At 72.5% G+C, this 23465-nt stretch carries 24 protein-coding genes and 2 pseudogenes; 9 read left to right on the top strand and 17 right to left on the bottom strand.

Going from position 1 to position 23465, the window contains the following annotated elements; all coding sequences use genetic code 11:
• Positions 1–4: 4 nt before the first annotated feature.
• From ACIP5M_RS06545 to ACIP5M_RS06520, 6 genes and pseudogenes are all read right to left on the bottom strand, one after another.
• The gene (locus ACIP5M_RS06545) at positions 5–1126 is read right to left on the bottom strand and encodes a glutamate--cysteine ligase (RefSeq protein WP_401192719.1); all 1122 of its coding nucleotides are present in this window, start codon (positions 1124–1126) and stop codon (positions 5–7) included.
• Positions 1123–1755 carry a nucleotide exchange factor GrpE gene (grpE, locus tag ACIP5M_RS06540; RefSeq protein WP_401192717.1) on the bottom strand — a complete coding sequence of 211 codons (633 nt, stop codon included), beginning with the start codon at positions 1753–1755 and terminating at the stop codon, positions 1123–1125. The genes ACIP5M_RS06545 and grpE overlap by 4 nt, the downstream gene beginning before the upstream one ends.
• Positions 1752–3647 (bottom strand): molecular chaperone DnaK, encoded by a 1896-nt coding sequence (gene dnaK, locus ACIP5M_RS06535; RefSeq protein ID WP_401192714.1) that lies wholly within the window; start codon positions 3645–3647, stop codon positions 1752–1754. Before dnaK ends, grpE begins: the two co-directional genes overlap by 4 nt.
• Positions 3648–3707: 60 nt before the next feature.
• The gene (locus ACIP5M_RS06530; protein WP_401192712.1) at positions 3708–4478 is read right to left on the bottom strand and encodes a class I SAM-dependent methyltransferase; all 771 of its coding nucleotides are present in this window, start codon (positions 4476–4478) and stop codon (positions 3708–3710) included.
• 90 nt (positions 4479–4568) lie between these two features.
• Positions 4569–6026: an Ig-like domain-containing protein gene (locus ACIP5M_RS06525; protein ID WP_401192709.1), complete on the bottom strand. Its 1458-nt coding sequence runs from the start codon at positions 6024–6026 to the stop codon at positions 4569–4571.
• Between the two features lie 174 nt (positions 6027–6200).
• Positions 6201–6578, bottom strand: a pseudogene (locus tag ACIP5M_RS06520) (transcriptional regulator); the annotation flags it as partial.
• Here ACIP5M_RS06520 and ACIP5M_RS06515 point away from each other — a divergent pair.
• Positions 6575–6946, top strand: a pseudogene (locus ACIP5M_RS06515) (monooxygenase family protein); the annotation flags it as partial. The pseudogenes ACIP5M_RS06520 and ACIP5M_RS06515 overlap by 4 nt on opposite strands.
• Before the next feature lie 57 nt (positions 6947–7003).
• Here ACIP5M_RS06515 and ACIP5M_RS06510 read toward each other — a convergent pair.
• From ACIP5M_RS06510 to ACIP5M_RS06500, 3 genes are read right to left on the bottom strand one after another with little or no spacing between them, the layout of a single operon-like run.
• The gene (locus ACIP5M_RS06510) at positions 7004–7489 is read right to left on the bottom strand and encodes an SRPBCC domain-containing protein (protein WP_401192707.1); all 486 of its coding nucleotides are present in this window, start codon (positions 7487–7489) and stop codon (positions 7004–7006) included.
• On the bottom strand, positions 7486–7827 hold the full coding sequence (locus ACIP5M_RS06505; protein ID WP_401192704.1) for an ArsR/SmtB family transcription factor: 342 nt from the start codon (positions 7825–7827) through the stop codon (positions 7486–7488). Before ACIP5M_RS06505 ends, ACIP5M_RS06510 begins: the two co-directional genes overlap by 4 nt.
• Positions 7828–7831: 4 nt before the next feature.
• Positions 7832–8206, bottom strand: a complete 375-nt coding sequence (locus tag ACIP5M_RS06500) for a glyoxalase superfamily protein (RefSeq protein ID WP_401192702.1) — start codon at positions 8204–8206, stop codon at positions 7832–7834.
• 164 nt (positions 8207–8370) lie between these two features.
• On the opposite strand from ACIP5M_RS06500, the gene ACIP5M_RS06495 reads away from it, so the two are divergent.
• Both ACIP5M_RS06495 and ACIP5M_RS06490 read left to right on the top strand, forming a co-directional pair.
• A complete protein-coding gene (locus tag ACIP5M_RS06495) occupies positions 8371–8754 on the top strand; it encodes a VOC family protein (protein WP_401192700.1) in 384 nt (127 codons plus the stop codon).
• A 67-nt stretch (positions 8755–8821) separates the two neighbouring features.
• On the top strand, positions 8822–9034 hold the full coding sequence (locus ACIP5M_RS06490) for an antitoxin MazE7 (RefSeq protein ID WP_401192697.1): 213 nt from the start codon (positions 8822–8824) through the stop codon (positions 9032–9034).
• A 46-nt stretch (positions 9035–9080) separates the two neighbouring features.
• On the opposite strand, the gene ACIP5M_RS06485 is transcribed toward ACIP5M_RS06490, so the two are convergent.
• The gene (locus tag ACIP5M_RS06485; protein ID WP_401192694.1) at positions 9081–9701 is read right to left on the bottom strand and encodes a hypothetical protein; all 621 of its coding nucleotides are present in this window, start codon (positions 9699–9701) and stop codon (positions 9081–9083) included.
• Positions 9702–9882: 181 nt separating this feature from the next.
• On the opposite strand from ACIP5M_RS06485, the gene ACIP5M_RS06480 reads away from it, so the two are divergent.
• Positions 9883–10461 (top strand): hypothetical protein, encoded by a 579-nt coding sequence (locus ACIP5M_RS06480; RefSeq protein ID WP_401192692.1) that lies wholly within the window; start codon positions 9883–9885, stop codon positions 10459–10461.
• Between the two features lie 134 nt (positions 10462–10595).
• Positions 10596–11426 carry a class I SAM-dependent methyltransferase gene (locus tag ACIP5M_RS06475; RefSeq protein ID WP_401192690.1) on the top strand — a complete coding sequence of 277 codons (831 nt, stop codon included), beginning with the start codon at positions 10596–10598 and terminating at the stop codon, positions 11424–11426.
• Between the two features lie 21 nt (positions 11427–11447).
• Here the strand turns inward: ACIP5M_RS06475 and ACIP5M_RS06470 are convergent, their stop codons facing one another.
• Positions 11448–12407 carry a LysR family transcriptional regulator gene (locus tag ACIP5M_RS06470; protein ID WP_401192687.1) on the bottom strand — a complete coding sequence of 320 codons (960 nt, stop codon included), beginning with the start codon at positions 12405–12407 and terminating at the stop codon, positions 11448–11450.
• A gap of 170 nt (positions 12408–12577) precedes the next feature.
• Between ACIP5M_RS06470 and ACIP5M_RS06465 the strand changes: the two genes are divergently transcribed.
• Positions 12578–16060 carry a M28 family peptidase gene (locus ACIP5M_RS06465; protein ID WP_401192685.1) on the top strand — a complete coding sequence of 1161 codons (3483 nt, stop codon included), beginning with the start codon at positions 12578–12580 and terminating at the stop codon, positions 16058–16060.
• Positions 16061–16126: 66 nt separating this feature from the next.
• Here ACIP5M_RS06465 and ACIP5M_RS06460 read toward each other — a convergent pair whose 3' ends face one another.
• The 6 genes from ACIP5M_RS06460 to ACIP5M_RS06435 form a co-directional block, all read right to left on the bottom strand.
• Complete coding sequence (locus ACIP5M_RS06460) at positions 16127–16396, bottom strand: hypothetical protein (RefSeq protein ID WP_401192682.1); 270 nt, start codon at positions 16394–16396, stop codon at positions 16127–16129.
• Positions 16397–16633: 237 nt separating this feature from the next.
• Positions 16634–17044 (bottom strand): rodlin, encoded by a 411-nt coding sequence (locus tag ACIP5M_RS06455; RefSeq protein ID WP_401193541.1) that lies wholly within the window; start codon positions 17042–17044, stop codon positions 16634–16636.
• Positions 17045–17161: 117 nt separating this feature from the next.
• A complete protein-coding gene (locus tag ACIP5M_RS06450; RefSeq protein ID WP_401192680.1) occupies positions 17162–18313 on the bottom strand; it encodes a serine hydrolase domain-containing protein in 1152 nt (383 codons plus the stop codon).
• A 173-nt stretch (positions 18314–18486) separates the two neighbouring features.
• On the bottom strand, positions 18487–18684 hold the full coding sequence (locus ACIP5M_RS06445; RefSeq protein ID WP_401192677.1) for a hypothetical protein: 198 nt from the start codon (positions 18682–18684) through the stop codon (positions 18487–18489).
• Between the two features lie 80 nt (positions 18685–18764).
• Positions 18765–19436 (bottom strand): ABC transporter ATP-binding protein, encoded by a 672-nt coding sequence (locus tag ACIP5M_RS06440; RefSeq protein WP_401192675.1) that lies wholly within the window; start codon positions 19434–19436, stop codon positions 18765–18767.
• A gap of 2 nt (positions 19437–19438) precedes the next feature.
• Positions 19439–20887 carry an ABC transporter permease gene (locus ACIP5M_RS06435; RefSeq protein ID WP_401192672.1) on the bottom strand — a complete coding sequence of 483 codons (1449 nt, stop codon included), beginning with the start codon at positions 20885–20887 and terminating at the stop codon, positions 19439–19441.
• Between the two features lie 210 nt (positions 20888–21097).
• Here ACIP5M_RS06435 and ACIP5M_RS06430 point away from each other — a divergent pair, with 210 nt between their 5' ends.
• From ACIP5M_RS06430 to ACIP5M_RS06420, 3 genes are read left to right on the top strand one after another with little or no spacing between them, the layout of a single operon-like run.
• A complete protein-coding gene (locus tag ACIP5M_RS06430; RefSeq protein WP_401192670.1) occupies positions 21098–21760 on the top strand; it encodes a response regulator transcription factor in 663 nt (220 codons plus the stop codon).
• Entirely contained in the window at positions 21757–23049 is a 1293-nt protein-coding gene (locus ACIP5M_RS06425; protein ID WP_401192667.1) for a sensor histidine kinase, read from the top strand. The genes ACIP5M_RS06430 and ACIP5M_RS06425 overlap by 4 nt, the downstream gene beginning before the upstream one ends.
• Positions 23030–23461, top strand: a complete 432-nt coding sequence (locus ACIP5M_RS06420) for a GNAT family N-acetyltransferase (RefSeq protein WP_401192664.1) — start codon at positions 23030–23032, stop codon at positions 23459–23461. Before ACIP5M_RS06425 ends, ACIP5M_RS06420 begins: the two co-directional genes overlap by 20 nt.
• The last annotated feature ends 4 nt before the right edge of the window (positions 23462–23465 follow it).

Genomic DNA, 23465 nt, shown 5'->3' with positions numbered 1-23465 from the left:
GCGCTCAGCCCGGGTGCCGTGTCGTCGTGGCCGCGAGCCGGTCGACGACCGCTTCCAGGCATCCCGTACGCCGGTACAGCGCGCGCTGCCATGCCGCCCCGTCCCCGCGGGCGGTGAGGGGGGCGAGGAGGCGCCGGACTGCGGCCAGGTCACCGGCCGCCTCCAGGCCGGGGCCGGCCCGGCGCAGGAGTGCGGAGGTCAGGGTGCGGGCGGGCACCGTCTCGCCGGTGAAGGGGTCGAGGGCCTCGCCGCAGTGCCCGTAGTGGGCGGCGTAGCGGTGTGCCGCCCACAGCCGGGCCGCCGGAACCTCGGGCGGCGGTCTGCCGCGGGGGCCGCACTCGCCCAGCACGGTCGCGCAGAGCCCCCGGATCAGCAGGGCCAGCAGGACGGTGGTGTCCAGCTCCGCGTTGACGTCGGCGACCCGGATCTCGAGGGTCGGTACGTGTTCGGAGGGGCGGGCGAACCAGTAGATCATCTTCCGGTCCAGCAGGATCCCGGACCGGACCAGGGCGTCCGCGGTCCGCTCGTAGCCCTCCGCGTCGAGTTGCGGGGCGGGCCCCGCCGTCGGCCAGCGCCCGAACACCACCGACCGCCAGCTGGCGCATCCGCTGTCCCGGCCCCCGCCGAAGGGGGAGTTCGCCGCGAGGGCCTGGAGGGCGGGGAGGTAGGGGCGGACCCGGTTGGCGAGCTCCAGGGCGCGGGGGCGGTCCAGGGTGCCGATGTGCACGTGGCAGCCGCACACGATGCCGAGCCGCCCGTCCACCAGGGCCCCGTAGTACCGGGCCATGCGCTGGTAGCGCGGGTCGTCGGTCACCGGGACCGGGTCGGCGGGCGGCACCACGGCCGTACCCACGGCGACGAGCAGGCATCCCGCGTCCCACGCCGCCCTGGCGGCGGTGGCGCGCAGGGACAGCAGCTGCTCGCGCAGCTCCGCCCCCGAGCGGGTGGGCGTCGTGCAGAACTCGATCTGGCAGCTGTAGAACTCGGGCTGCGCCTGGGGGCCGAGCAGCTCCGCGACCGCGTCGAGCACCTGCGCCGCGCGGGGTACGGGCGCGCGCGTGGAGCGGTCGACGAGGAAGAACTCCTCCTCGACCCCCATGGTGAGCTCCGTGGCGCTCGCCGTCATGGCGGGCCGCTGCCCTGCCCCTGATCCGCGCCCTCGCCGACCCACACCTGGGCGGGACGCAGCAGCTGACGCCCGACCCGGTACCCGCACCGCACGACGGCGGTGCAGACGGGCCGGCCCTCGGCCGTGGCGCAGACGACCCCGCCGACGGCTTCGTGGCGGGTGGGGTCGAAGGCTTCGCCCACGACGGCGAAGGCCTCCAGGCCGAGGGCGCCGAGCTGGGCGTCCAGTGTTTCGGCCACCGTCCGCAACCCGTCGTGGAACGGGTCTTCCTCGCGAGCGCGTTCCACGAGGTCCAGTACGGGGAGCAGGGTGCGCAGGACGTTCGCGACGGCGACCTCGCGGACGGCGAGCCGGTCCCGCCGTACGCGCTTGCGGTAGTTGTCGTACTCGGCCATGAGGCGCTGGAGATCGGCGGTGCGCTCGGCGAGCCGCTCGACGGGGCCGGCGGCCTCGCCGCCGGAGCCGGTCGGGGGGCCCTCGGACACGCCGGCCGGGCGGGAGCGGTCCGGGCCGGGGTCGCGGCCCGGGTCGCCCGGCTGGAGGACCAGCGGGCCGTCACCCCGGCGGCCCCGGACGACGGAGAGGGTCGGCTGCCCGCGCCGTGCGGATCCGCTCGGCCTGTTCACTGCCCCTCGCCCTTCCGTGCGTCGTCGTCGACGATCTCGGCGTCGACGACCTCCTCGTCGGCGCCCGCTGCGGACCCGCCCGGTCCGCCCGGTCCGCCCGGTCCGCCGTCGCCGGCGGTGGCTCCCGCGTCACCCTCCCGTGCCGCCTGGGCGTAGAGCGCCGAACCGATCTTCTGGGCGGCCTCGCTCGCCCGCTGCGTCGCGGTGCGGATCGCGGCCGTGTCCTCGCCCTTGAGGCTCTCCTTCACCTCGGAGACGGCGGCCTCGACCTCGCTCTTGAGGTCGGCCGGCACCTTGTCCCCTTCGTCGCGCAGCAGCCTCTCGGTCTGGTAGACGAGCTGTTCGGCCTGGTTGCGGGTCTCGGCGGCCTCCTTGCGGCGCCGGTCCTCCTCCGCGTGCTGCTCCGCCTCGCGGACCATGCGCTCGATGTCGTCCTTGGCGAGCGAAGAGCCACCGGTGACGGTCATCTTCTGCTCCTTGCCCGTGCCGAGGTCCTTGGCCGTGACGTGCATGATGCCGTTCGCGTCGATGTCGAAGGAGACCTCGATCTGCGGGACGCCGCGCGGGGCCGGCGGCAGGCCGGTCAGCTCGAACATGCCGAGCTTCTTGTTGTACGCCGCGATCTCGCGCTCACCCTGGTAGACCTGGATCTGCACCGACGGCTGGTTGTCCTCCGCCGTCGTGAAGGTCTCCGACCGCTTGGTCGGGATCGTGGTGTTGCGCTCGATGAGCTTGGTCATGATGCCGCCCTTGGTCTCGATGCCGAGGGACAGCGGGGTCACGTCGAGGAGCAGGACGTCCTTGACCTCACCCTTGAGGACACCGGCCTGCAGGGCGGCGCCGATGGCCACGACCTCGTCCGGGTTGACGCCCTTGTGCGGGTCCTTGCCGGTGAGCGACCTGACCAGCTCGGACACCGCGGGCATGCGGGTGGAGCCGCCGACGAGGATGACGTGGTCGACGTCGGGCACTTTGATCTTCGCGTCCTTGACCGCCTGGTGGAAGGGGGTCTTGCAGCGGTCCAGCAGGTCCGCGGTCAACTCCTCGAACTGGGCGCGGGTGAGCTTCTCGTCCAGGTGCAGCGGGCCGTCGGCGGAGGCGCTGATGTAGGGCAGGTTGATGGTCGTCTCGGTGGCGGAGGACAGCTCGATCTTCGCCTTCTCGGCCGCCTCGCGCAGACGCTGGAGCGCCATCCTGTCCTTGGACAGGTCGATCCCGTACCCGTTCTGGAACTTCTTCACGAGGTGGTCGACGACCCGCTGGTCCCAGTCGTCGCCGCCGAGGTGGGTGTCGCCGTTGGTGGACTTGACCTCCACCACCCCGTCGCCGATCTCCAGGAGCGAGACGTCGAAGGTTCCGCCACCGAGGTCGAAGACGAGGATGGTCTGGTCCTCTTCCTTGTCGAGGCCGTACGCGAGGGCGGCGGCCGTCGGCTCGTTGACGATGCGCAGCACTCTGAGCCCGGCGATCTCGCCGGCCTCCTTGGTGGCGGTGCGCTGCGAGTCGTTGAAGTACGCCGGTACGGTGACCACCGCGTCCGTGACGCTCTCGCCCAGGTAGGCCTCCGCGTCGCGCTTCAGCTTCTGGAGCACCCTGGCCGAGATCTCCTGCGCCGTGTACTGCTTCCCGTCCATGGTCCCGTTCTCGGGGAAGCGCCAGGCCGCGTCGCCCATGTGCCGCTTGACGGAGCGGGCGGTGCGGTCCACGTTCGTGACCGCCTGGCGCTTGGCCAGCTCCCCGACGAGCACGTCGCCGCCGCCCTTGGCGAAGGCGACGACCGAGGGCGTGGTCCTGGCCCCTTCGGCGTTCGGGATGACGGTCGGCTCGCCGCCCTCCAGCACGCAGACCACGGAGTTCGTCGTTCCCAGATCGATGCCGACTGACCGGGCCATTTTCAGCCTCCAGTCCCTGCGGTCTCTCCCTACCTGTGGGCTGCCCCGGACGGGGGCCCGCTATGCGCGGACGCCGGGGGTCCCACCCGGTGCCAGCGCGGTGGTGATCACCAGGGGCGGCTGCGTCCGCTCCGCCGTCCAGTCGCGGCTGCGCACCAGGTCCGGGTCGGCGACCGTGAGTGCCTCGTCCACGGTCGGGCGGTGCCGCTCCACGTCCTCGAAGCCGGCGCGCTCCAGCAGGGGCGGGAGGATCCCGACGGGCCAGGCGTGGTTGCGCACCTCCTGCCAGGTCCCGTCCGTACGCCGCAGCCACACGGTCAGCGGCTCCCCCGGCCCGTACTCCTCGCCGGGGGCGCCGATCCGCAGCGAGGCGTAGTCCTGTCCGGCGCAGGCGGGGTCGGTGGTCAGCAGGACGAGCGGGGCGCCGGGCCGCAGCAGCCGTCGGATCTCCCGGAACACCCCGAGCACGGCCTCCTGCGTCGGCAGCGACGCGAGCACGTGATTGCACATCACCGCGTCGGCGCAGCCGTCCGCCAGGTCCGTCACCCGGCCGTCCTCGATCAGGTGGTACCGCGTCACCGCCGCCCCCGAGGCGCGGGCCAGCTCCAGCATCTCCGGGGAGGTGTCCACGCCCCACACCTGGGCCCCGAGCCTGCGGGCCGCGGCGTCGGCCACCTTGCCGGGCCCGCAGCCGTAGTCCACCAGGACCTGGCCCTCGCCGATGCGGGGGGCCAGGGCCCGGAAGACGAACGGGTAGCCGAGCAGCCAGTCGGTGGCGGCCTCCACGGCCGCGAAAGCCCGGGCACCCTCAGGTCCTGACCAGTCGCTCACAGGCCCCACTATCGACCCGCCGCGGCCGTGCGGAGGGCTACGACACGACCCGGCGCGGCGGGCCGGGCGCCGGGTCCCGCCGGCGGCCGTTCAGGTGGTCGGCTGCAGCCGGGACGGGGAGGGCGGGGTGGCGTGGGGGTGGGCGCCGCCGGCCGCCAGGGCGCTGCCCGCCAGCCAGGACCGCCAGTCCATGTTCCAGTCGCCGAATCCGTTGGCGAAGGGGGGCATCTTCTCCCCGCCGCTGTTGACGACTTCGACGATGTCCCCTTCGCGGACGGTCTCGAAGAACCAGGCCGCGTCGGGGGTGCTCATGCCGGTGCACCCGTGGCTGACGTTCTCCGCGCCCTGCGCGGCCACCGACCAGGGCGCGGCGTGGACGTACTCGCCGCTCCACGTCACGCGGGTCGCGTAGAGGACGGGCAGGTCGTAGAACTCGCTGGTGCCGCGCTTGATCCCGACGGTGTCCCCGCGCATCCGGACCTTGGGCTCCTTGCGCAGGACGACCTTGATGCCGGACCGGGTGCGGAAGCCGGCCTTTCCGGTGGTGACCGGGATCGTCCTGATGATCCGTCCGTTGCGGCGAACGGTCATCCGGTGGGCGGCGGAGTCGGTGAGGGCCTCGATCCGGTCGCCGACGGTGAACTCGATCCCGTCGGACGGATCTCCGGAGCCCTGCTCCCCGTCCTCCGCCCCGTCGAGGGTGCTACGCACGCGGACCACCGTGTGGGCGGGCCAGTACGTACGCGGCCGGTAGTGCAGGGTCGAGTCGTCGACCCAGTGCCAGGCGCCCTCGACGTGCGGCTCGGAGGTCACCTGCAAGGCCTGCTCCACGCGGGCGCGGGCCAGGTGGTCGGCGGCCGGCACCGGGTGGCTGAGGTCCGCCGTGACGATCTCGCCCGCGCCGTACGTGCCGGGGCGGGGCCCGAACTCGGCCGTCAGCCCGCCGCCGTCCGCCGCCGGCGGAGCGGTCCTGAACGCCATGGTCACACCGACGGGGGTCCCGGCCGCGTCCTGGGCGCCGACCTGCACGGTGTAGGTCTCGCCCGCCCGCAGCGGTTCGGTGTTCCGCCAGTTCCCGCCGTCCGGGCCGAGTTCGCCGGCGAGCCGGCGGCCGTGCGCGTCGCTGACGGTCACGTCGGTGAGGCGTCCCCGGTCGGCGAGGGCGATCTCCAGCGGCGCGTCGGCGTCCGTGGGCAGTGCGGCGGCGCGGGCGGCACGGGCCGCGTCGCCGAGGGCCGGCTCCCGCAGTACGGCTCCGCTCCCCCGCGAGGTGGCCCGTACCCGCTGCTCGCGCCAGGCGGGGCACTGCCCGGCCCGGAAGGTGGGTACGGCGCACAGCCCGGACGCCGCTGCGTGGACGCCCTCGTCGAGAGCCCTGCCCACCAGCAGGGTGACCGCCGCTTCCCGTGGCCCGCCGCCCGGTTCGCGCTGCGCGGCGTCCGCGTCGTGCGCCCGGCCCGGCGCCGCCGCGACCACCAGCATGGCCCCCGTCACGGCGGCCACCACGCCCCACGCCTTGCTCAGGTGCTTTCGTTGTGCCTGTGGCATGACCACACAGCCCTCCCGGATTTCACACGGCCCGTTGGGAGCATCAAAACGATCGGGAGCCAAAATGATGATCATGAACTCGGCTCTGCGGCCGAACGGGCACCCCAAGAGAACTCGTACGGAGCACACCGGCCCTGCCGTGGCCCCGGACAGTGCGTCCATCCCCGTCCCCCGTCACGCCAGTCCGTAGCGCCGGGCCGACTCCTCTTCCTGTGCGAGGCGGCGGAGTGCCTTGAGGACGGGCTCGAAGAGGATGGTCGCGGCGACGGCGGTCTCGACCTTCTCCGCCTCGGACGGGTGCGTCTCCACGAAGTCCAGGTCCCGCATGGCCGCTTGGTGCATCAGCCGGGCGTACGGGGCCATCAGTTCGGCGTCCCAGGAGTAGCCGAGCCGGATCAGCGTGGCCACGGCCACCACCAGCGAGCGGTGGACGGGCGAGAGCGCGCCCAGCTCACGGGCGGTGGACCAGCCCAGCATGTCCAGCAGCCGGTCCACCTCACCGCGCGCGGCCGCCGTGGCCTCGTCCTCGTCGTCGGGTCCGGGCTCCTGGGGACCGCGGGCTGCTCGGCCACATCCTGCTCACCGCTTCGCCCCGGACGTTCTACGTGGTCCAGTACTGGGAGTCGAAGGAGAAGCTCTACGCCTACGCCGCGGCCCCGGACATGTTCCACCACAAGGCGTGGTCGATCATCAACCGCAAGGTGCGCGCCGGCAAGCTGCGGGGGTACGTGGGGCTGTGGCACGAGGCGTACGTCGTGCCAGAGGGCTCGCACGAGTCGATCTACTTCGACATGCCGCCCTTCGGACTCGGCGCGGCCACCGGGGTGCTCCCCGTCGAGGCGCGCGGCCGCCGCGCGGCCGACCGCTTCGCCCACCGCCGCGACCCGGCGACCGCCGGCCCGCAGGAGGCCGCCGGCTAGGGGATGCCTTCCGGCATATCGACGGCCGCATCCCGGAGTCCGGGCCCCGCCACCCCCTCAGAGCCGCTCGACCACGGCCCGCAGCGCGTCCATGACGAAGGTGCGCCAGCCCTTTCCCATGATCGTGCGGGCGGCCATCTGGGCCGGGTCGTCCGGGTCGAAGCCCTCGTGTACGAGGAAGAGCCGGGTGCCGCGGCCTTCCGGTTCGAGGGTCCAGGTGATCGTCCAGTCGGCCGTGTTGCCCGCGGAGGCGTCGGCGTCGCGCCAGCGGACCGACAGCATGCGCCCGGTCTCGTAGGCCAGGACCTCGGCCTCGGTGGTGCCGGAGTAGCGGGTGTTGGGGCGGGGCAGTGTGGTCATGGTGTACCGGTGACCGACCTCCAGGCGGAAGTCCGAGGCCATCAGCCACTGGGCGATCAGCTCGGGTTCGGTCAGGGCGCGCCACACCTTCGCGGGCGGGTGCGGCAGGAACTGGTCGACCCTGACGGTGGTGAGGTCGTCGTCGGGCGCGGGGCCGGGGTGGGGGCCGGGTGCGGTGGTCATGCCTCATCGTCGGGCATGCGGTCGAGGAGTTCGCCGAGGTCCTTGAACCGGTCGCGCCAGAACCGCTCGTAGGGGTGGAGCCAGTCCTGCACGTCGGCGAGCGGCGCGGCCTCCAGGCGGTAGATCCGCTGCCGGCCGGCGCGCTCCTCCGAGACGAGCCCGGCCTCCCGCAGCACCTTGAGGTGCTCCGAGAGGCTGGGGCGGCGCATGTCGAAGTGGTCGGCGAGGGCCTGGACGGGCTGCGGGCCGCGCTCGCGCAGCAGCCGCAGGACTTCACGGCGGGTGCCGTTGGCGAGCGCGGCGAACACGCGGTCCTCGGCGGCACCCGTCGTGACCATGGGACTAGAAGCCTTCCTTCTCCGTGAGCAGCATCAGGCCGTTGCCGTCGGGGTCGCGGAAACCGGCCATCCGCCCCCAGGGGGCGTCGTCCGGCCCTTCGACCTCGACTCCGGCCGCGGCGAGCCGGGCGCAGTCGGCGTCGACGTCGGCCGTGACGAACATGATCCCCCGGGTGGAGCCGGGCGTGAAATCGCCCATCCCCGGGCCGGAGAGGGTGAAGACGGTCTGCGCTCCCTCGGGGGCGACCTGGAGCCAGCGCAGGGGACCGACCCGGCGGTCCGTCCGCACCTCGAAGCCGAGCACGTCGGTGTAGAAGGCGAGGGCGCGGTCCTGGTCGGCGACGGGGAGGGTGACAAAGGAGGCGTGCGTGATGTTCATGCCACCCACGATAGGTAGGAGATTTCCTACATGTCAAACGTAGGAAATCTCCTACCTATCCTCGCCCGGCTCGCCGCCCCGCACCGCTGCCCGGCGCGCACGTGCGACCCCCGGGACGCCGGGAGGAGGATGGGAAGGGGACCGCGGCGGAGAACGGAGTGATCATGTTCCAGGACACCAAGGCGTTCAGCGGCTTCTCGGTGGACGACGTCGGGAAGGCCAAGGAGTTCTACGGCGGCACGCTCGGCCTGCGCGTCTCGGAGGGCGACGGCATGCTGTTCCTCCACCTCGGCGGCGGCGGCACGGTCCTGCTCTACCCCAAGGACAACCACCGGGCAGCGGACTTCACGGTCCTCAACTTCCCGGTCGCCGACGTGGAGAAGGCCGTCGACGACCTCACGGCCCTCGGCATCACCTTCGAGCGCTATCCGGAGTTCGACGCGGACGAGAAGGGCATCGTCAGGGGCGATGGCGGGATGCCCTCGATCGCCTGGTTCAAGGACCCCGCCGGCAACGTCCTCTCGGTGCTCGACGAGTCGTCGAACTGACCCGGCGCCGACCCCTCGCCTGCGCGAACCGGCCCCCGGGCCGCTCGCGGGCGCGCATACTCGGAGCATGGCTGACACCACCACAGTCGAGCTCGACACCGAGGTCCACGACCGGCTCACCGCGCTCGCCGCGGCCCGTGGCCTGAGCCTGCCCGCCTACCTGGCGGAATTCGCCGCCGCCCAGGAGAACGAGGCGGGGCTGGCACGCGCCGCCCGCGCCTTCGAGGAGGCGGTGGCCCGGCCCGGCTTCCGCGAGGCCTTCGCGCGCGACTTCGCGTGAGCCGCGGGCCCGCCGGCCCGGGCCGCGGTCGCCGTCATCGCGTACGTCAGTGGCCGCCGCGCGGCTCCGTGCAGCCGCCTTCCATGTACACCCCGTGGGCCTCGACCTTGGCGGGGCTGCCGAACCACCCCGTGACGCACGGCCCGGTGCCCGGCACCAGGTAGGAGAAACCGAGCGCGCCGCCGGTCCGGTAGACGCTCCCGTTCACGGGCTCGTAGCCGAGCCGCGTCAGCGCGGCCACCAGCTCCGCCTCGGTGGCCGGCACCGTGACGCCCGGTCCGGTCAGCGCCTTCTTGATGCGCTGCGCGTGCGCGTCGCCCCGGCAGCGGGCCTCGCCGGTGAGCGGGCGCTTCTGCTTGAAGGCGTTGTTCTCCGCGTGCTTGGCGGCTTCGGGGTCGGTGGGCAGGGGGGCCGGCCCGCCGGAGGAGCCGGCCGTGGCCGGCCCCGATCCGGCGCAGCGCGCCGCCACCTCCGGGAACGCCTCGTCGTGGGCCGCCCGGGCGGCTGCCGCCGCGGCCGAGGGGTCGGGCGCCGGAGAGGTGAGCACCGGTGGCGCCGAGGGCGTACCGGCGGTGTCCCCGGCGTGCGTGGCACCGCACGCGGTCAGCGCGAACAGCCCCGCGACCAGAGCGGTGACCACGGGGGCCTGGCGGTGCCTGGGTATCACTGCGGTCTCCAATTCCCTTACGGGCTCGGCAGGACCGCCGATTATGCCGGTGGGAGGCGCGAGGGGCCGCAGCGGGCGCCGGTGAGATCACATTGACGGAATCGTTCCGCTTAGGGCAGCCTTACCTTCGCTCACGCTGTGCGGCGTGGGCCCACCCTCCCGTTCCCGCCATCGGAGCACCATGTCCACAGCAGATGTCACCTCGGTCCCCCGAAGATCGGCGCAGCCCGCCGATCTGCTCAGGGTCCCGCTGTGGTGCGCTCCCACCCTGGCCTCCCTCTCGGTGTGCGCGGCGTGGGCGGCCAGCATCTGGGTGGCCGTCCATCTGCGCGCCGACTCCACGCTCCACATGGCGGCGCTCTTCGTCCACCTCGCCTGTCTCGTCGTGGGCTTCGGCGCGGTGCTCGCCATCGACTACTACGGCCTCCTCTGGCTCAGCGGCCGCAAGGCCCTGAGCGAGGTAGTCGGCTCCACCGCGCCCCTGCACCTGCCCGTATGGGCGGGCCTGGGCGGCCTCATCGCCAGCGGCGCCTTCCTCCACCCCGACCTCTCCAACCCGCTCACCTGCGTCAAGCTCGGCCTGATCCTGGTCCTCGCCCTGAACGGCGTCCAGGCCGGCGTGCTGCACCGGCGGCTGGCCGCCCTCGACGGCCGGCCCGCCACCCGCCCGCTCCTGGTCTGGGGCGCCGTGTCCGCGAGCGTCTCGCAGGTGGCGTGGTGGGGCGCCGTCGCCATCGGGTTCCTCAACAGCCGGCGCTGACCGTCCCGGAACCGGAACCGGAACCGGCACCCGCCGCCCGCGCCCGCCTGCACCCGCACGGCCGACAGGCTGGGTCGGCGAAAGCTACTTATGCTCGGAGAAGGGGCTGCTCAGGCCCCCGGAGGGCGGCTGTCATGACCGAGCCGAGCGAAGCGGTCCAGGCGGACCGCGCCCTGAAGGCCAAGCACCGCACGATGTGGGCACTGGGCGACTACCCGTCGGTCGTCTCCCACGTCATCCCGGAACTGGGCGCCCTGCTGGCCCGCGAGTGCGGGGTGCGGCAGGGCGACCGCGTGCTCGACGTCGCGGCGGGCTCCGGCAACGCGGCGATTCCGGCCGCCCTGGCCGGGGCCGACGTGGTCGCGTCCGACCTCACCCCCGAGCTGCTGGAGGTGGGGCGGCAGCTGGCCGCCGTACGGGGCGCCCGGCTGGAGTGGCGCGAGGCCGACGCGGAGTCGCTGCCCTTCGCGGACGGCGAGTTCGACATCGTGATGTCGTGCGTCGGGGTCATGTTCGCCCCGCACCACCAGAGCGCCGCCGACGAGCTGGTGCGCGTCTGCCGCTCCGGAGGCACCATCGGGCTGGTCAACTGGACTCCGCAGGGCTTCATCGGCCGCATGTTCGCCGCGATGAAGCCGTACGCGCCCCCGCCGCCGCCCGGGGCGCAGCCGCCGCCGCTGTGGGGGGACGAGGAGCACGTCCACGAACTGCTCGGCGACCGCGTCACCGACGTCGACGCGCGCCGGCAGACCGTACGCGTGGACCGCTTCGCGCGGCCCGAGGACTTCCGCGAGTTCTTCAAGGCCTGCTACGGGCCGACCATCGCCGTGTACCGGAGCCTCGGCGACGATGCCGAGCGGGCCGCCGCCCTGGACGCCGACCTCGACGCCCTCGCCGGTGAGTACCTGCGGGACGGCGCCATGAAGTGGGAGTACCTGCTGCTCACCGCCCACCGTCAGGGCTGAGACCACGCCCCGCCACCACGGTCAGTCCGCCGCCGGATGGGCCTCCGGGTGGGCGTCCCACCAGGCCCTGTGGAAGGCGTTGTTGTCCACGTTGGCCAGATAGGCGCCGGCGGCGGCGCGGTAGAGCAGCCGCGCCTGCCCGGCCGAGACCCCGGAGCGGTTCCAGGCCAGGCGGATCCGGCCGGTGATGGGCGCGCCGACGATCGGGCGCATCACCGTACCCTCCGCCGGCGGGGCCGTCGGCTGGCTCAGCGAGATCGCGCGGCCCGCCGCGATCAGGTCGTAGTGCATCTTGCGGTCGGTGATCCGGTAGCGCAGTGACGGGCTGAACCCGGCCTGCGCGCAGGCGGCGACGAGGGCCTCGGGACCGCCGTCGTCGTCCTCCACCAGCGTCATCCACGACTCGCCGGCCAGGTCGGCGAGGTCTATGCGGTCCAGTGCGGCGAGGGGGTGCTTCGCCGACAGCCGGATGCAGAACGGCTCCTTCGACACCAGCGTGCGCGCGTGGACCCCTTCGGGGAGCGGCACCTCGTGGTCGTTGACCTCGCCGTAGACGATGGCGTCGTACCGTCCGGCGCCGAGCATCCGGGCGAGCGCGGTGACCGAGTCCTCCAGGTCCACGGTGATCTCCCGACCGGACATGGACAGGTCGGTCCGGGCGAGCAGTCCGTCGAGCAGGACCAGGAGGATGCAGCCCAGCCGCAGCGGGGTCCCGGTGGAAAGGGCGCGCGCCTCCGCGCCGAGGGCGTCCATCTCGCTGAGTACGCGGCGCGCCTTGGCGAGCACGAACTGGCCGAGCGCCGTGGGCTCCACCCCGCTCCTGCCGCGGACGAAGAGTTCCCCGCCGGTGACCCGCTCGATGCGGCGCAGCTGGGCGGAGAGTGCGGGCTGGGACACTCCGAGCCGCCGCGCCGCGCCCCCCAGGCTGCCCGCCTCCGCTATCCGGCAGACGGCTTGCAGATGCCTCAACTCCAGCTGCATCCGGGCAGCGTACGCAGCGCGCCGCGACGGCACCATAACGCGGGCCTTATGCCTGCCGGGATGTCCCATTCCCGTCATGTCCACGCTCATACTCGGCCGCGAACGAACACTCACTCCCCAACCCCCCACGATCGGAGTGGACGTTGCAGCCCACCAGATGGACGGCGGCCGTGGCAGCGATGGCGCTGACCGCGAGCCTCGCCGGAGCCCTGGCCGGGACGGCATCGGCGGCGCAGCAGGCGCAGCCCGCACCGTCCCCGAAGGACACCCCGGCCGCGCGCGCGGTCGCGGCCGCCGACCAGGCCGTCAACAGCGGTCTCGACTCCCTGGTCAACTCCTCGCAGGAGCGCTACGAAAGACGCCTGGTCACCCCCTGGCTGAAGGACCTCTACTCGGTGGCGTACGAGCGCAGCTACCGCGGCCTGCCGGTCGTCGGCGGCGACGCGGTCGTGCTCGCGGACGGCGAGGGCAGGGTACGCGCCCTGCAGTCCGCCTCCTCCGTACGGATCGACGTGGCCACCCGGGCCTCGGTCGCCGCGAAGGACGCCGAGTCCGTCTCGCGGGCGAAGCTGGCCTCGGTCGACAAGGTCGAGAGCAGCCGGCTCGTCGTACGGCTCAAGGACGACAAGCCGGTCCTGGCCTGGGAGACGGTCCTGTCCGGCCGCACCAAGACCGCGCCCAGCAAGCTCCACGTCTTCGTCGACGCCCGCACCGGCGCGTTCCTGGACAGCTACGACGACGTGGTGGCCGGCACCGGCAACAGCAAGTGGAACGGGCCCGGCCCGCTCACCATCGACACCACCAACTCGGGCTCCACGTACACGCTGCGCGACCCGAACCGGACCGGCCTGAGCTGCGCGGACTACAGCAGCGGCACGGTCTTCACGAAGTCCTCCGACTCCTGGGGCACCGGCAACCCCACGAGCAAGGAGACCGGCTGCGTGGACCTGATGTTCGCCGCGCAGAAGCAGTGGGACATGCTCGGCCAGTGGCTGGGCCGCAACGGCGTCAGCGGCAACGGGCGCAGCTTCCCGGGCAAGGTCGGTCTGGGCGACCTGAACGCCTACTGGGACGGCAGTTCGGTCACCATCGGGCACAACAGCGCCAACGAGTGGATCGCCGGCGTGGACGTGGTGGCCCACGAGTACGGGCACGCCATCGACAGCAACACCCCCGGCGGCACCAGCGGTCAGGAGGCCGGGCTCGGCGAGGCCACCGGTGACATCTTCGGCGCGCTGACCGAGGCGTACATCAACGAGCCGGCCCCCTACGACACCCCGGACTACACGGTCGGCGAGGTCATCGACCTCCAGGGCCGGGGCCCGATCCGCAACATGTACAACCCGCCGGCCGTCAACAACGACCCGGCCTGCTACAGCTCCGCGATACCCGGCACCGAGGTGCACAAGGCCGCGGGCCCGCTGAACCACTGGTTCTACCTGCTGGCCGAGGGAAGCAACCCGGGCGGCGGCAAGCCGAGCAGCCCCACCTGCAACCAGTCCACGGTGACCGGGGTGGGCGTCCAGAACGCCGGCAAGATCTTCTACGGCGGCATGCTCCTCAAGACCAGCAGCATGTCGTACAAGAAGTACCGGACGGCGACGCTGAGTTCGGCCAAGTCGCTGGACACCACGTGCGACCTCTTCAACAAGACGAAGGCCGCCTGGGACGCCATCAGCGTGCCCGCGCAGTCCGGTGACCCGACGTGCACGCCGAGCGGGCAGAACAACGACTTCTCGATGGCGCTGAACCCGTCCTCGGGCACGGTCCAGCAGGGCGCCTCGGTCTCCACCACCGTCGCCACGACCGTCACCACCGGGGTCGCCCAGTCGGTGACGCTGACCGCGACCGGCCTGCCCGCCGGGGTGAGCGCCACCTTCAACCCGGCCACCGTGCAGTCCGGCCAGTCCTCGACGCTGACCCTGACCGCCACCGCGAACGCCGCGCCCGGCGCCTCCACCGTCGTCGTCAAGGGGCAGGGCACGACCCTCTCCCACACCGTCGACTACGCGCTGAACGTCGGCGGTACCCAGCCCGGCAACGACCCGCCGGACATCAGCGTCGCCAACGTCCAGGCGCACCTGACCCAGCTCAACACCATCGCCTCGCAGAACGGCGGCAACCGCCGGGCCGGCAGCGCCGGCTACACCCAGTCGCTGGCGTACGTGAAGGGCAAGCTGCAGGCCGCCGGCTACACCGTGACCGAGCAGAACTGCTCCTCCTGCACCTACCCGTCGAACAACCTGATCGCCGACTGGCCGGGCGGTCCCGCCGACCAGGTCGTCATGTTCGGCGCGCACCTCGACAGCGTCTCGGCCGGCCCCGGCATCAACGACAACGGATCGGGCTCCGCGACCCTGCTGGAGAACGCCCTCGTCCTCGCCCAGAAGAACCCCACCATGACCAAGCACGTCCGCTTCGCCTGGTGGACGGACGAGGAGCAGGGTCTCAACGGTTCGGAGTTCTACGTCGGCCGCCTCGGCAGCGCCGACAAGGCCGCCATCAAGGGCTACTACAACTTCGACATGGTCGGCTCCCCCAACGGCGGCTACTTCATCAACAACCTCAACTCCGCCACCGCCGCCCCGCTGAAGGCGTACTGGACCTCCCTGAACCTCGCGCCCGAGGAGAACACCGAGGGCCAGGGCCGCAGCGACGACTACTCCTTCCAGCAGGCCGGCATCCCCACCTCCGGCTACGCGGCCGGTGCCAGCGCCCGCAAGACCTCGGCGCAGGCGGCGAAGTGGGGCGGCACCGCGAACGCCGCCTACGACGCCTGCTACCACAGCGCCTGCGACACCACCAACAACATCAACGCCACGGTCCTGGACCGCAGCGCCGACGGCGTCGCCTACGCCGTCTGGAAGCAGGCCGTCGGCGGTGAGACGCCCGCCCAGGACTTCTCGATCGGCGTCAGCCCGTCCGCGGGCACCGCGGCACCCGGCGGCTCCACCAGCGCCACCGTCAACACCGCCACCGTCAGCGGCGCCGCCCAGACCGTGGCGCTGTCCGTCTCCGGCGCCCCGGCCGGCGTGAGCGCAACCCTCAGCCCCGCCTCCGTCCAGTCCGGCAGCTCCTCCACCCTCTCCGTGCAGGTGGGCGCGAGCACCGTCCCGGGCACCTACACCCTGACGGTCACGGGCTCCGGCACCGTCAGCCACACCACCACCTACACGCTGACCGTCACCGGCAGCGGCGGCTGCACCCCGCGCCAGCTCGTGGCCAACGGCGGCTTCGAGAACGGCTCCAGCCCCTGGAGCGCGACGGCGGGCGTCATCACCAACCAGTCCGGCCAGGTCGCGCACGGCGGCAGCTACATGGCATGGCTGAACGGCTACGGATCGACCCACACCGACAGCGCCTCGCAGTCGCTGTCCATCCCGGCGGGCTGCTCCTCGTACCAGCTCGCCTTCTTCCTCCACATCGACACGGACGAGACGGAGAGCGTCGTCTACGACCGGTTCACCGTCTCGGTGGGCGGCCAGACCCTGGCGAACCTGTCCAACCTGGACGCGAACTCCGGCTACACGCAGAAGACCTACGACCTGTCCCGGTTCGCCGGACAGACCGTCACCCTGAAGTTCGCCGGCACGGAGGACCAGTCCCTGCAGACCTCCTTCGTCGTGGACGACGTCACGGTCCAGGTGAGCTGAGGCTCCCCGGACGCCCGGAAGGGCCTGGCCCGGTTCCCGCTGCGCGGGGCCGGGCCGGGCGCTTTCCTACGCCGGCGACTGGGGGGCGACGAGGGCCGTCAGCCCCGGGTCCAGCTCGGAGCCGTCGACGAGCAGTTTCTCGACCGTACGGGTGGCCGGGTCGATGTCGGCCTCCATGCCCTGCCCGACGTAGCGGGGATAGCCGGAGACGCCCGTCTCGCCGGTGGCCTCGACCACGGCCGACCGCAGGGGGCGGTCAGGCCCGGGAGCACCGGTCCGGTCCTTGACGTGCTCGGGCACCAGCAGGATCTCGAAGCGCTGTGGGTCGGTGGTCATGTCCCGACGCTGACACCGTCGCTCCGGCCGTGCAACTCGCGCCAAAGAGCCTCCCGCCGTCCACCAGGACGGAACGGGAGGCTCTGTGACGTGAGGACCGGTGCCCGATCCGCCGGCCTCGCGGCCGGCTTCGTACGCCTGCGGTGCGGACGGATCCGTGGATCCGGGGAGAACAAGCCGGGGCCCCGTGGGCACTCGCGCAGGCGTCGGAGGCCCCGGCTCGCGGAGGGATCTGCCTCAGCTGCCGGCCGAGACGTTGCCCGACAGGATCGGGATGTTGCTGAGGATGTGCGAGAGCGTCTCGTCACCCTTGGCCTGGGTGGAGTTCTCGGTGCACTGCTGGTTCTGCGGGTTCGACGCGATCGGGATGTCCTGGACACCGACGTTGATGAGGGCAAGGACCGACTGGACGTTGACCTTGGCCGGCAGGCCGATGCAGGGCTTGTTGAGGGTGCCCTGGACAAGGCCGAGCTGGGGGCTCAGGTCGCCGTGGGTCTTCTGGTTGCCGTAGATCTGCTGGGAACCGTTGCCGTTGACGGTGGTGACGCCGTTGTCGTTCCCGATGGCCATGGCCGGGGAGGCAAGGGCGGCACCCGCACCGAGAACGGCGGCGGTGGCGGCGGCGGTGGCCATCATCTTCTTGATCATCATTGGTCCTTCTGTTGCACGAGTGCACGGTGGTAAGCGCCTTGATCAACGGCCGGATCGCCGCCAGGTTCCGCCGCTTCACCCGATCAGCCCTGCGCGGGGGACCGCGCCGCCCGGTCAGTGCGCGGCCGCGTAGGTCCAGAACTCCCGCATGAGGGCCGGCGGGGTCGGGCCGCTCAGCTCCCGCTGGGTGAGGAGGACGGTGACCGAGCCGGTGGCGGGGACCACGTGGGCGGCGGTGCCAGTGCCGCCGATCCAGCCGTAGCGGCCCGGTAGGTTCCAGGGGTCGGTGCGGTCGATGTCGACCGAGCCGCCGAATCCCCATCCCTGGCCTTCCAGGAAGAGCGCGCCGTCCTCGCGCTGTGCCGCGGTGAGGTGGTCGGTGGTCATCTGCCGTACGGAGGCGGGCGCGAGCAGGCGGCCGCCCTCGTACGCGCCTTCCGCGAGCAGCATCCGGCCGAAGGCGAGCAGGTCGTCGGCGGTGGAGACCAGTCCGCCTGCTGCGGAGGGGAAGGCGGGCAGGGTGGCCCACTGGCCGTCGGGTGCGTCGACGAGTTCCAGGGCCCCGTCGTCCTGGGCGGCCCGGTAGTAGCTGCTGAAGCGGTGGAGTTGGGACCGCGGTGCGGCGAAGCCGGTGTCCTTCATGCCGAGCGGCTCGAAGACGCGCTCGGCCAGCAGGTCGGGGAGCGGCCGGCCGGCGGCGCGGGCGATGAGGACTCCGAGGATGTCGGAGCAGGTGTTGTACAGCCAGGCACGGCCGGGCTGGTGGAGGAGCGGGATGCGGGCCAGGGCCGCCATCCACGCGTCGGGCGCCGCGACCTGCCCGGGCTGCGGCGGGCCCTGCTTGAGCTCGCTGAAGAGCGGGCCCACGGCGGGCAGCGAGAAGTCGGAGGGGAAGCCGTATCCGGCCCGGAAGGTGAGGAGGTCCTCGACGGTGATCGGGCGGTCGGCCGGAACCACGTCGTCGACGGGTGCGGACGGGGTGCGGACGACCATCGGCGCGGCGAGTTCGGGAAGCCAGCGCGCCACCGGGGAGTCGAGGGAGAGCAGGCCGTCCTCGATCAGCGTCATCGTGGCCGCCGCGGTCACCGGCTTGGTGAGGGACGCGACGCGGAAGAGGGAGTCGCGTGCCATGGGGGCGGTGCGGGCGGTGTCGTGGGAGCCGGCGACGGCCACCTCGACGTCCTCGCCGCGGGCCACGAGGCCCACCGCTCCGGGCACGGACCCGTCCTCGACATGGGCGTTCAGGAGGCTGTGCAGGTCGCTCATGGTCCACCTTCCGGTACGTGCGGCGCGCCGGGAGGAAGGGGCCGGCGCGGTTGCCCGTAAGGAAGACTGCCGCCGACTCGCGGATTCATCGGTCCGACACGACTCGGTACGAAGGTGTGCGACCCAGGTCGGGACCGCCGCCGCGGCCCCGCACGGCGCGGGAGGCGCGGCCGCTACGCGGCGGGGACCACCGAGGCCCTTATCGCCGCGGCCCACTCCTCCAGGAGCGCCGCGTGCCGGACGCGCTCCGCGTCCGACAGGCGTCCTTCGGCGCGGGCGAAGAGGCCGCGGATGTCGGCGTTGATCTCTGCGAGGGGACGGTCCGGAGTGTCGCTGTCCGGGGTTTCGAGGATGTCAGGGGTCGAACTCACGTGATCAAGAGTAAGCGGGGGGTCCGACAACCGTGACCGGTGTCCGTCATGCGGACGGCGGACGGGGGTCGGTCCTGCGCCTACTGAGGGGTGAGTTTGCCCCGCTTGAGCCGCAGGACCTCGTCGGAGGCCGCGGCGACCTGCGGGGAGTGGGTGACGACGATGACGCACTTGCCCTCGTCGTGAGCCAGTGTGCGGAACACCTCGATGATGCCGGCGGCGGCCTCGTGGTCGAGGGCGCCCGTGGGTTCGTCGGCGAAGAGGACGTCCACCTCGCAGGCGAGCGCGCGGGCGATGGCGACGCGCTGCTGCTGGCCGCCGGAGAGCTGCAGGGTGCGGCGGTTGCGGTCGGCCCGGTCGATGCCGAGGAGGTCCAGCAGTTCTGCCGCGCGCCGCTTGTGGCGGCGGCCCTTCACCCGGGTGATCTCCATGGCGGAGGTGATGTTCTGTACCGCCGTCATGTAGGTCAGCAGGTTCAGGGACTGGAAGACGGTCGCCGCGTGCCGGTTGCGGTAGGTGCCGAGGCCGAGCTCCCGTACGTCGCGGCCGTTGAAGCGGACGGTTCCGGCGGTGGGCGTGTCCAGGCCGCTGGCCAGCGACAGCAGGGTGGTCTTGCCGCTGCCCGAGGGGCCGACCACCGCGTACATCCGGCCGGCTTCGAATCCGTGGTCGATGTCTTTGAGGACCGTGCGCCGGCTGGTTCCGGAGCGGTAGGTGTGGCTCACGCCGGCCAGTTCGAGGATCGCCGCCATGGTCAGTTGCCCTTCGAGAGGATGTCGCGCGGGGTGAGGCGCAGGACGCGGATTCCGGGGATGAGGGTGGCCAGTGCGGCGATCCCGAGACCGGTCGCGCCGATCCGGCCGACGTCGGCCGGTCCGACGCGGATGTCCATCCGGTCGATGGGCTCGGCCTCCTCCCCTTCTGCGCCCGGGGACTTCGGGCCGCCCGTGGTGTTGCCGTGGTCCGGTCCCTGCCGGTCGGCGGCGGCCTGCTCCCTGGCCGAGGAGACCTCGCCCGCGAGCAGCGCGTCGCCGACGGCCCGGGACACGGCCCCGCTGCCCGCCGCCGCCAGGCCGATGGCGACCACCGCGCAGGCCGCGACCTCCACGAGGTGCTGGCCGAGGAGCCTCGGCTTCTTCTCGCCGAGGGACATCAGGATGCCGAGCTCCTGGCGGCGCTCGCGCAGGTTCGAGGCCACGATCAGCGCGAGGATGGCGGTGCCGGCGAGGGCGACGAGCCATACGGTGACGGTGGCGAAGGAGGCCGTCTTGGTGATCGGGCCGACCAGCGTCTTGTACGCCTTGTCGTTGACGGTCAGGGGGAAGACGTTCAGATCGGCGCCGGTCGCCTCGGCGGCGGCCTTGAGCCGGTCGAGGTCCGCCGGGCTGCGCAGGGTAAAAGTGGCGGACTTGACGACGCCGCCGCCGGCCCCGGTTTCCTTGCCCAGCAGCCGGCTGCCGCCCTCGGGGGTGACGTAGATCCGGTTGGCGGGATCCATCATCGCGGGGACGTACCGGCCGGAGTCGGGGGTGGCGCTCCGGTAGATGCCCGAGACCACGAACTCGAACTGCCGCGTGTCCCGTTCCTCGCCCGGAGCGGGGGCGTTGCCGACCTGGAGGCTGATCCGGTCGCCGACCGCGAGGTGGTTCGCGGTGGCGAGGCGTTCCTCGATGACGACCATGTCGCCCGCGCTGTCCGGCTTGATGCCCTTCCCGGAGACGAGCTTGTCGTCGCCGTTGCGGAAGGAGGGCAGGGCGTCGAGGTCGCGGATGCCGTCGGCCTTGAAGAAGTCGAGGCCGTCGTCCTTCTGTCCGGCGGGCAGCGGGACCGGCTTGTAAAGCTTCATCCGGTCGGTGGGCGCGGCGCCGGAATCGGTGCTGTAGTTGCACTGCGCGACGACGGAGGAGCGGCATATCCGGTCGACCAGATCGCGGTGGAGGTCTCCGCCGGGGCCGATGAGTCCGGGGCTCGCGCCGTCGTTCCCGGTCCCCTTGCCGGAATTGAGCAGGGCATTGAGATCGAGCTGCATGGTGGCGACCGCGCCCACGCTCTGCTTGGCGCTCTCGGCGGCGCGCGCGGCCGCGGCCCGGATGAGGAACCCGGACAGGACGAGGGTGCAGATCACGAAGAAGAGCCCGGTCAGCATGACGGTCCTGCCGAGCCGGGACGCCAGCCGCCACCATGCCCGTTTCAAGAAATTCATCGCTTTCTCATCCTTCCCATAACTGCCCGAATTCGTTTCGCGCAGCGGAGAACCACGCTAGATTCCCGGGGATTTGAACCGCATTTCGGCTGGCGGAGGCGACCGGGCCGCAATCAAACACCGCTCATATCCGTGCTCTGATATCCAGATCGGCGACGGAGTCGAGGACGAAGACGGACCGGGGACGGACGGGGACGGGGGCGCGGGCACGTGCGCGTACTGGTGGTGGAGGACGAGGAGTTCATGGCCCGGGTCCTGGAGATCGGGCTGCGCCGCGAGGCCATGACCGTCGACGTCGTGCACGACGGGCGGGCCGCCCTGGACCACCTGGCCGTCCACGACTACGACGTGGTGGTGCTGGACCGGGACCTGCCGGAGGTGCACGGGGACGAGGTGTGCCGGCGCCTGCAGACCCTCGATCCCGGCTGCCGGATCCTCATGCTGACGGCGGCGGGCCGGCTGGGGGACAAGGTCGCCGGGCTGTCGCTCGGAGCCGACGACTACCTGGCCAAGCCGTTCGACTTCCCCGAACTGGTGGCGAGGCTGCGGGCGCTGTACCGGCGCAGCCCGGTCGCGTACGCGACCGTTCTGCGCTTCGCGGACGTCACCTTCGACACCCACCGGAGGCGGGTCGCGCGGGCGGGCTGCGACATCCGGCTGACGCCGAAGGAACTCGCCGTGCTGGAGCTCCTGATGCGGGCCGAGGGCGGGGTGGTGAGCGCCGAGCACCTGCTGGAGAAGGCGTGGGACGCGCATGCCGACCCCTTCACCAACGCCGTACGCCTGGTGGTGCACACGCTGCGCAGGAAGCTGGGCGAGCCGCAGCTCGTCCGGACCGCCGTGGGCGTCGGCTACTACCTCGGCGAAGCGTGAACCGCCGGCCCGGGGCTCGGATCCGGTGGCGGTGCCGGCGGAGCCGGTGGCGCTCGCCGCGGGGGCACCGACTGGGCATCCGCGGGCGGCTGTTCACCGGTTTCGCGGGCGCCCTCACCGTGTGCGCGGCGCTGATGGTGGCCGTGATCTACGCCGGAATCCGCTACCTCCCCACCTACGACCTCGCCCCCGTGCAGCGGGTACCGGCGGGCGCGCCGGCGGCCGCCCCGCAGGAGCTTCGGAACCTCACCCAGGGCACCCCGTTCGACGACGTGGCCACCACCAAGCCGGTCCGTACGAAACAGGACGTGTGGGCGGCGGTGCTCGGCATCTCCACCGCCGGGGTGCTGGTCATCATGGCGGTGGGCCTGGGCGCCGGCTGGATCGTCACCCGCCGCCTGCTGGCCCCGCTGCACGAGGTGAGCCGGGCGGCCGCGAAGGCCCGCGACGGCGACCTCGCCTACCGCATCGCCGCCACCGGCCCCGACGACGAACTGCGGCAGCTGGCCGACACCTTCGACGCCATGCTGGAGCGGCTGGAGGAGTCGTTCGCGGCGCACCGGCGGTTCGCGGCGAACGCCTCGCACGAGCTCCTCACGCCGCTGGCCACCACCCGGGCGATCCTCCAGATCGCCGCCGAGGACAGCAGCGGCGCGGAACTGGCCGAACTCGCCCCGATGCTGCGCGAGACCAACGAGCGCAACATCGGACTGGTCAAGGCCCTGCTCGACCTCGCGGGAGCCGAGCACGCCGACTTCGATCCCGATCCGGTGGACCTGGCCGCGCTGGTCCGGCAGGTCGCGCGGGAGGCCGAGGCCCCGGCCGCGGAGCGCGGGGTGACCGTACGGACCCACGCACCGGCGGGCGCCCTGCTGTCCGGGAACGCGGTGCTGCTGCGCCGGCTGGTGACGAACCTGCTCGACAACGCGACGGGCCACAACCTGCCGGGCGGGGAGGTCCGGCTGGCCGTCCGCCGGGACGAGGACGGCGACGGTCACGTGCTGGAGGTCGAGAACACCGGCCCACGGGTGGACGCGGCTGCCGTCGGCCGGCTCTTCGAGCCCTTCTACCGGGCGCGGCCGCGGGTCGGTGCCGGGCACGGCCTGGGCCTGGCGATCGTCCGCTCGATCGCGGTGGCCCACCACGGCACGGTGACGGCGCAAGCCCGTCCGGAGGGCGGCCTGAGGGTGCGGGCCCGGTTCCCGGCCGGCCGCGGCCGCCCCGCCGGGCCGGCGCTTCCCGCGCAGGGGACGCCCGTAGGCTGGCCCCATGAAGATCATCGACTTTGAGCCGGGCGACCCGCGGCTGACCGAGGACCTCCTCCCCGTACTGACCGAGCTGCGCCCCCACCTCACCGAGGAGCTGTTCCTCTCCGTCCTGGCGGAGGGGCAGGGCCAGGGGCTGCGCTTCACCGCCGCCTACGACGCGGACGGTGCGTGCGTGGGCGCGGCGGGCTGGCGCCTCGTCGCCAACACCTCCCTGGTACGCCACCTCTACGTGGACGACCTGGTCACGTCCGCCACCGCCCGGTCCGGCGGAGTCGGCCACGCGCTGCTCGCCCACCTGGAGGAGCACGCCAGGGCCGCGGGCTGCACCGCGCTGACCCTGGACTCCGGCACCCAGCGCACCGACGCGCACCGCTTCTACTTCCGCGAGCGGATGGCCGTGACGGCCTTCAACTTCCAGAAGGCCCTGGCCTGACCGA

This window comes from Streptomyces sp. NPDC088762 (assembly GCF_044750905.1).
In the GTDB taxonomy this organism is placed as follows: Bacteria; Actinomycetota; Actinomycetes; order Streptomycetales; family Streptomycetaceae; genus Streptomyces.
Note: the sequence above shows the minus strand (reverse complement) of the source record. Positions and strands in the feature narration are given on the sequence as shown.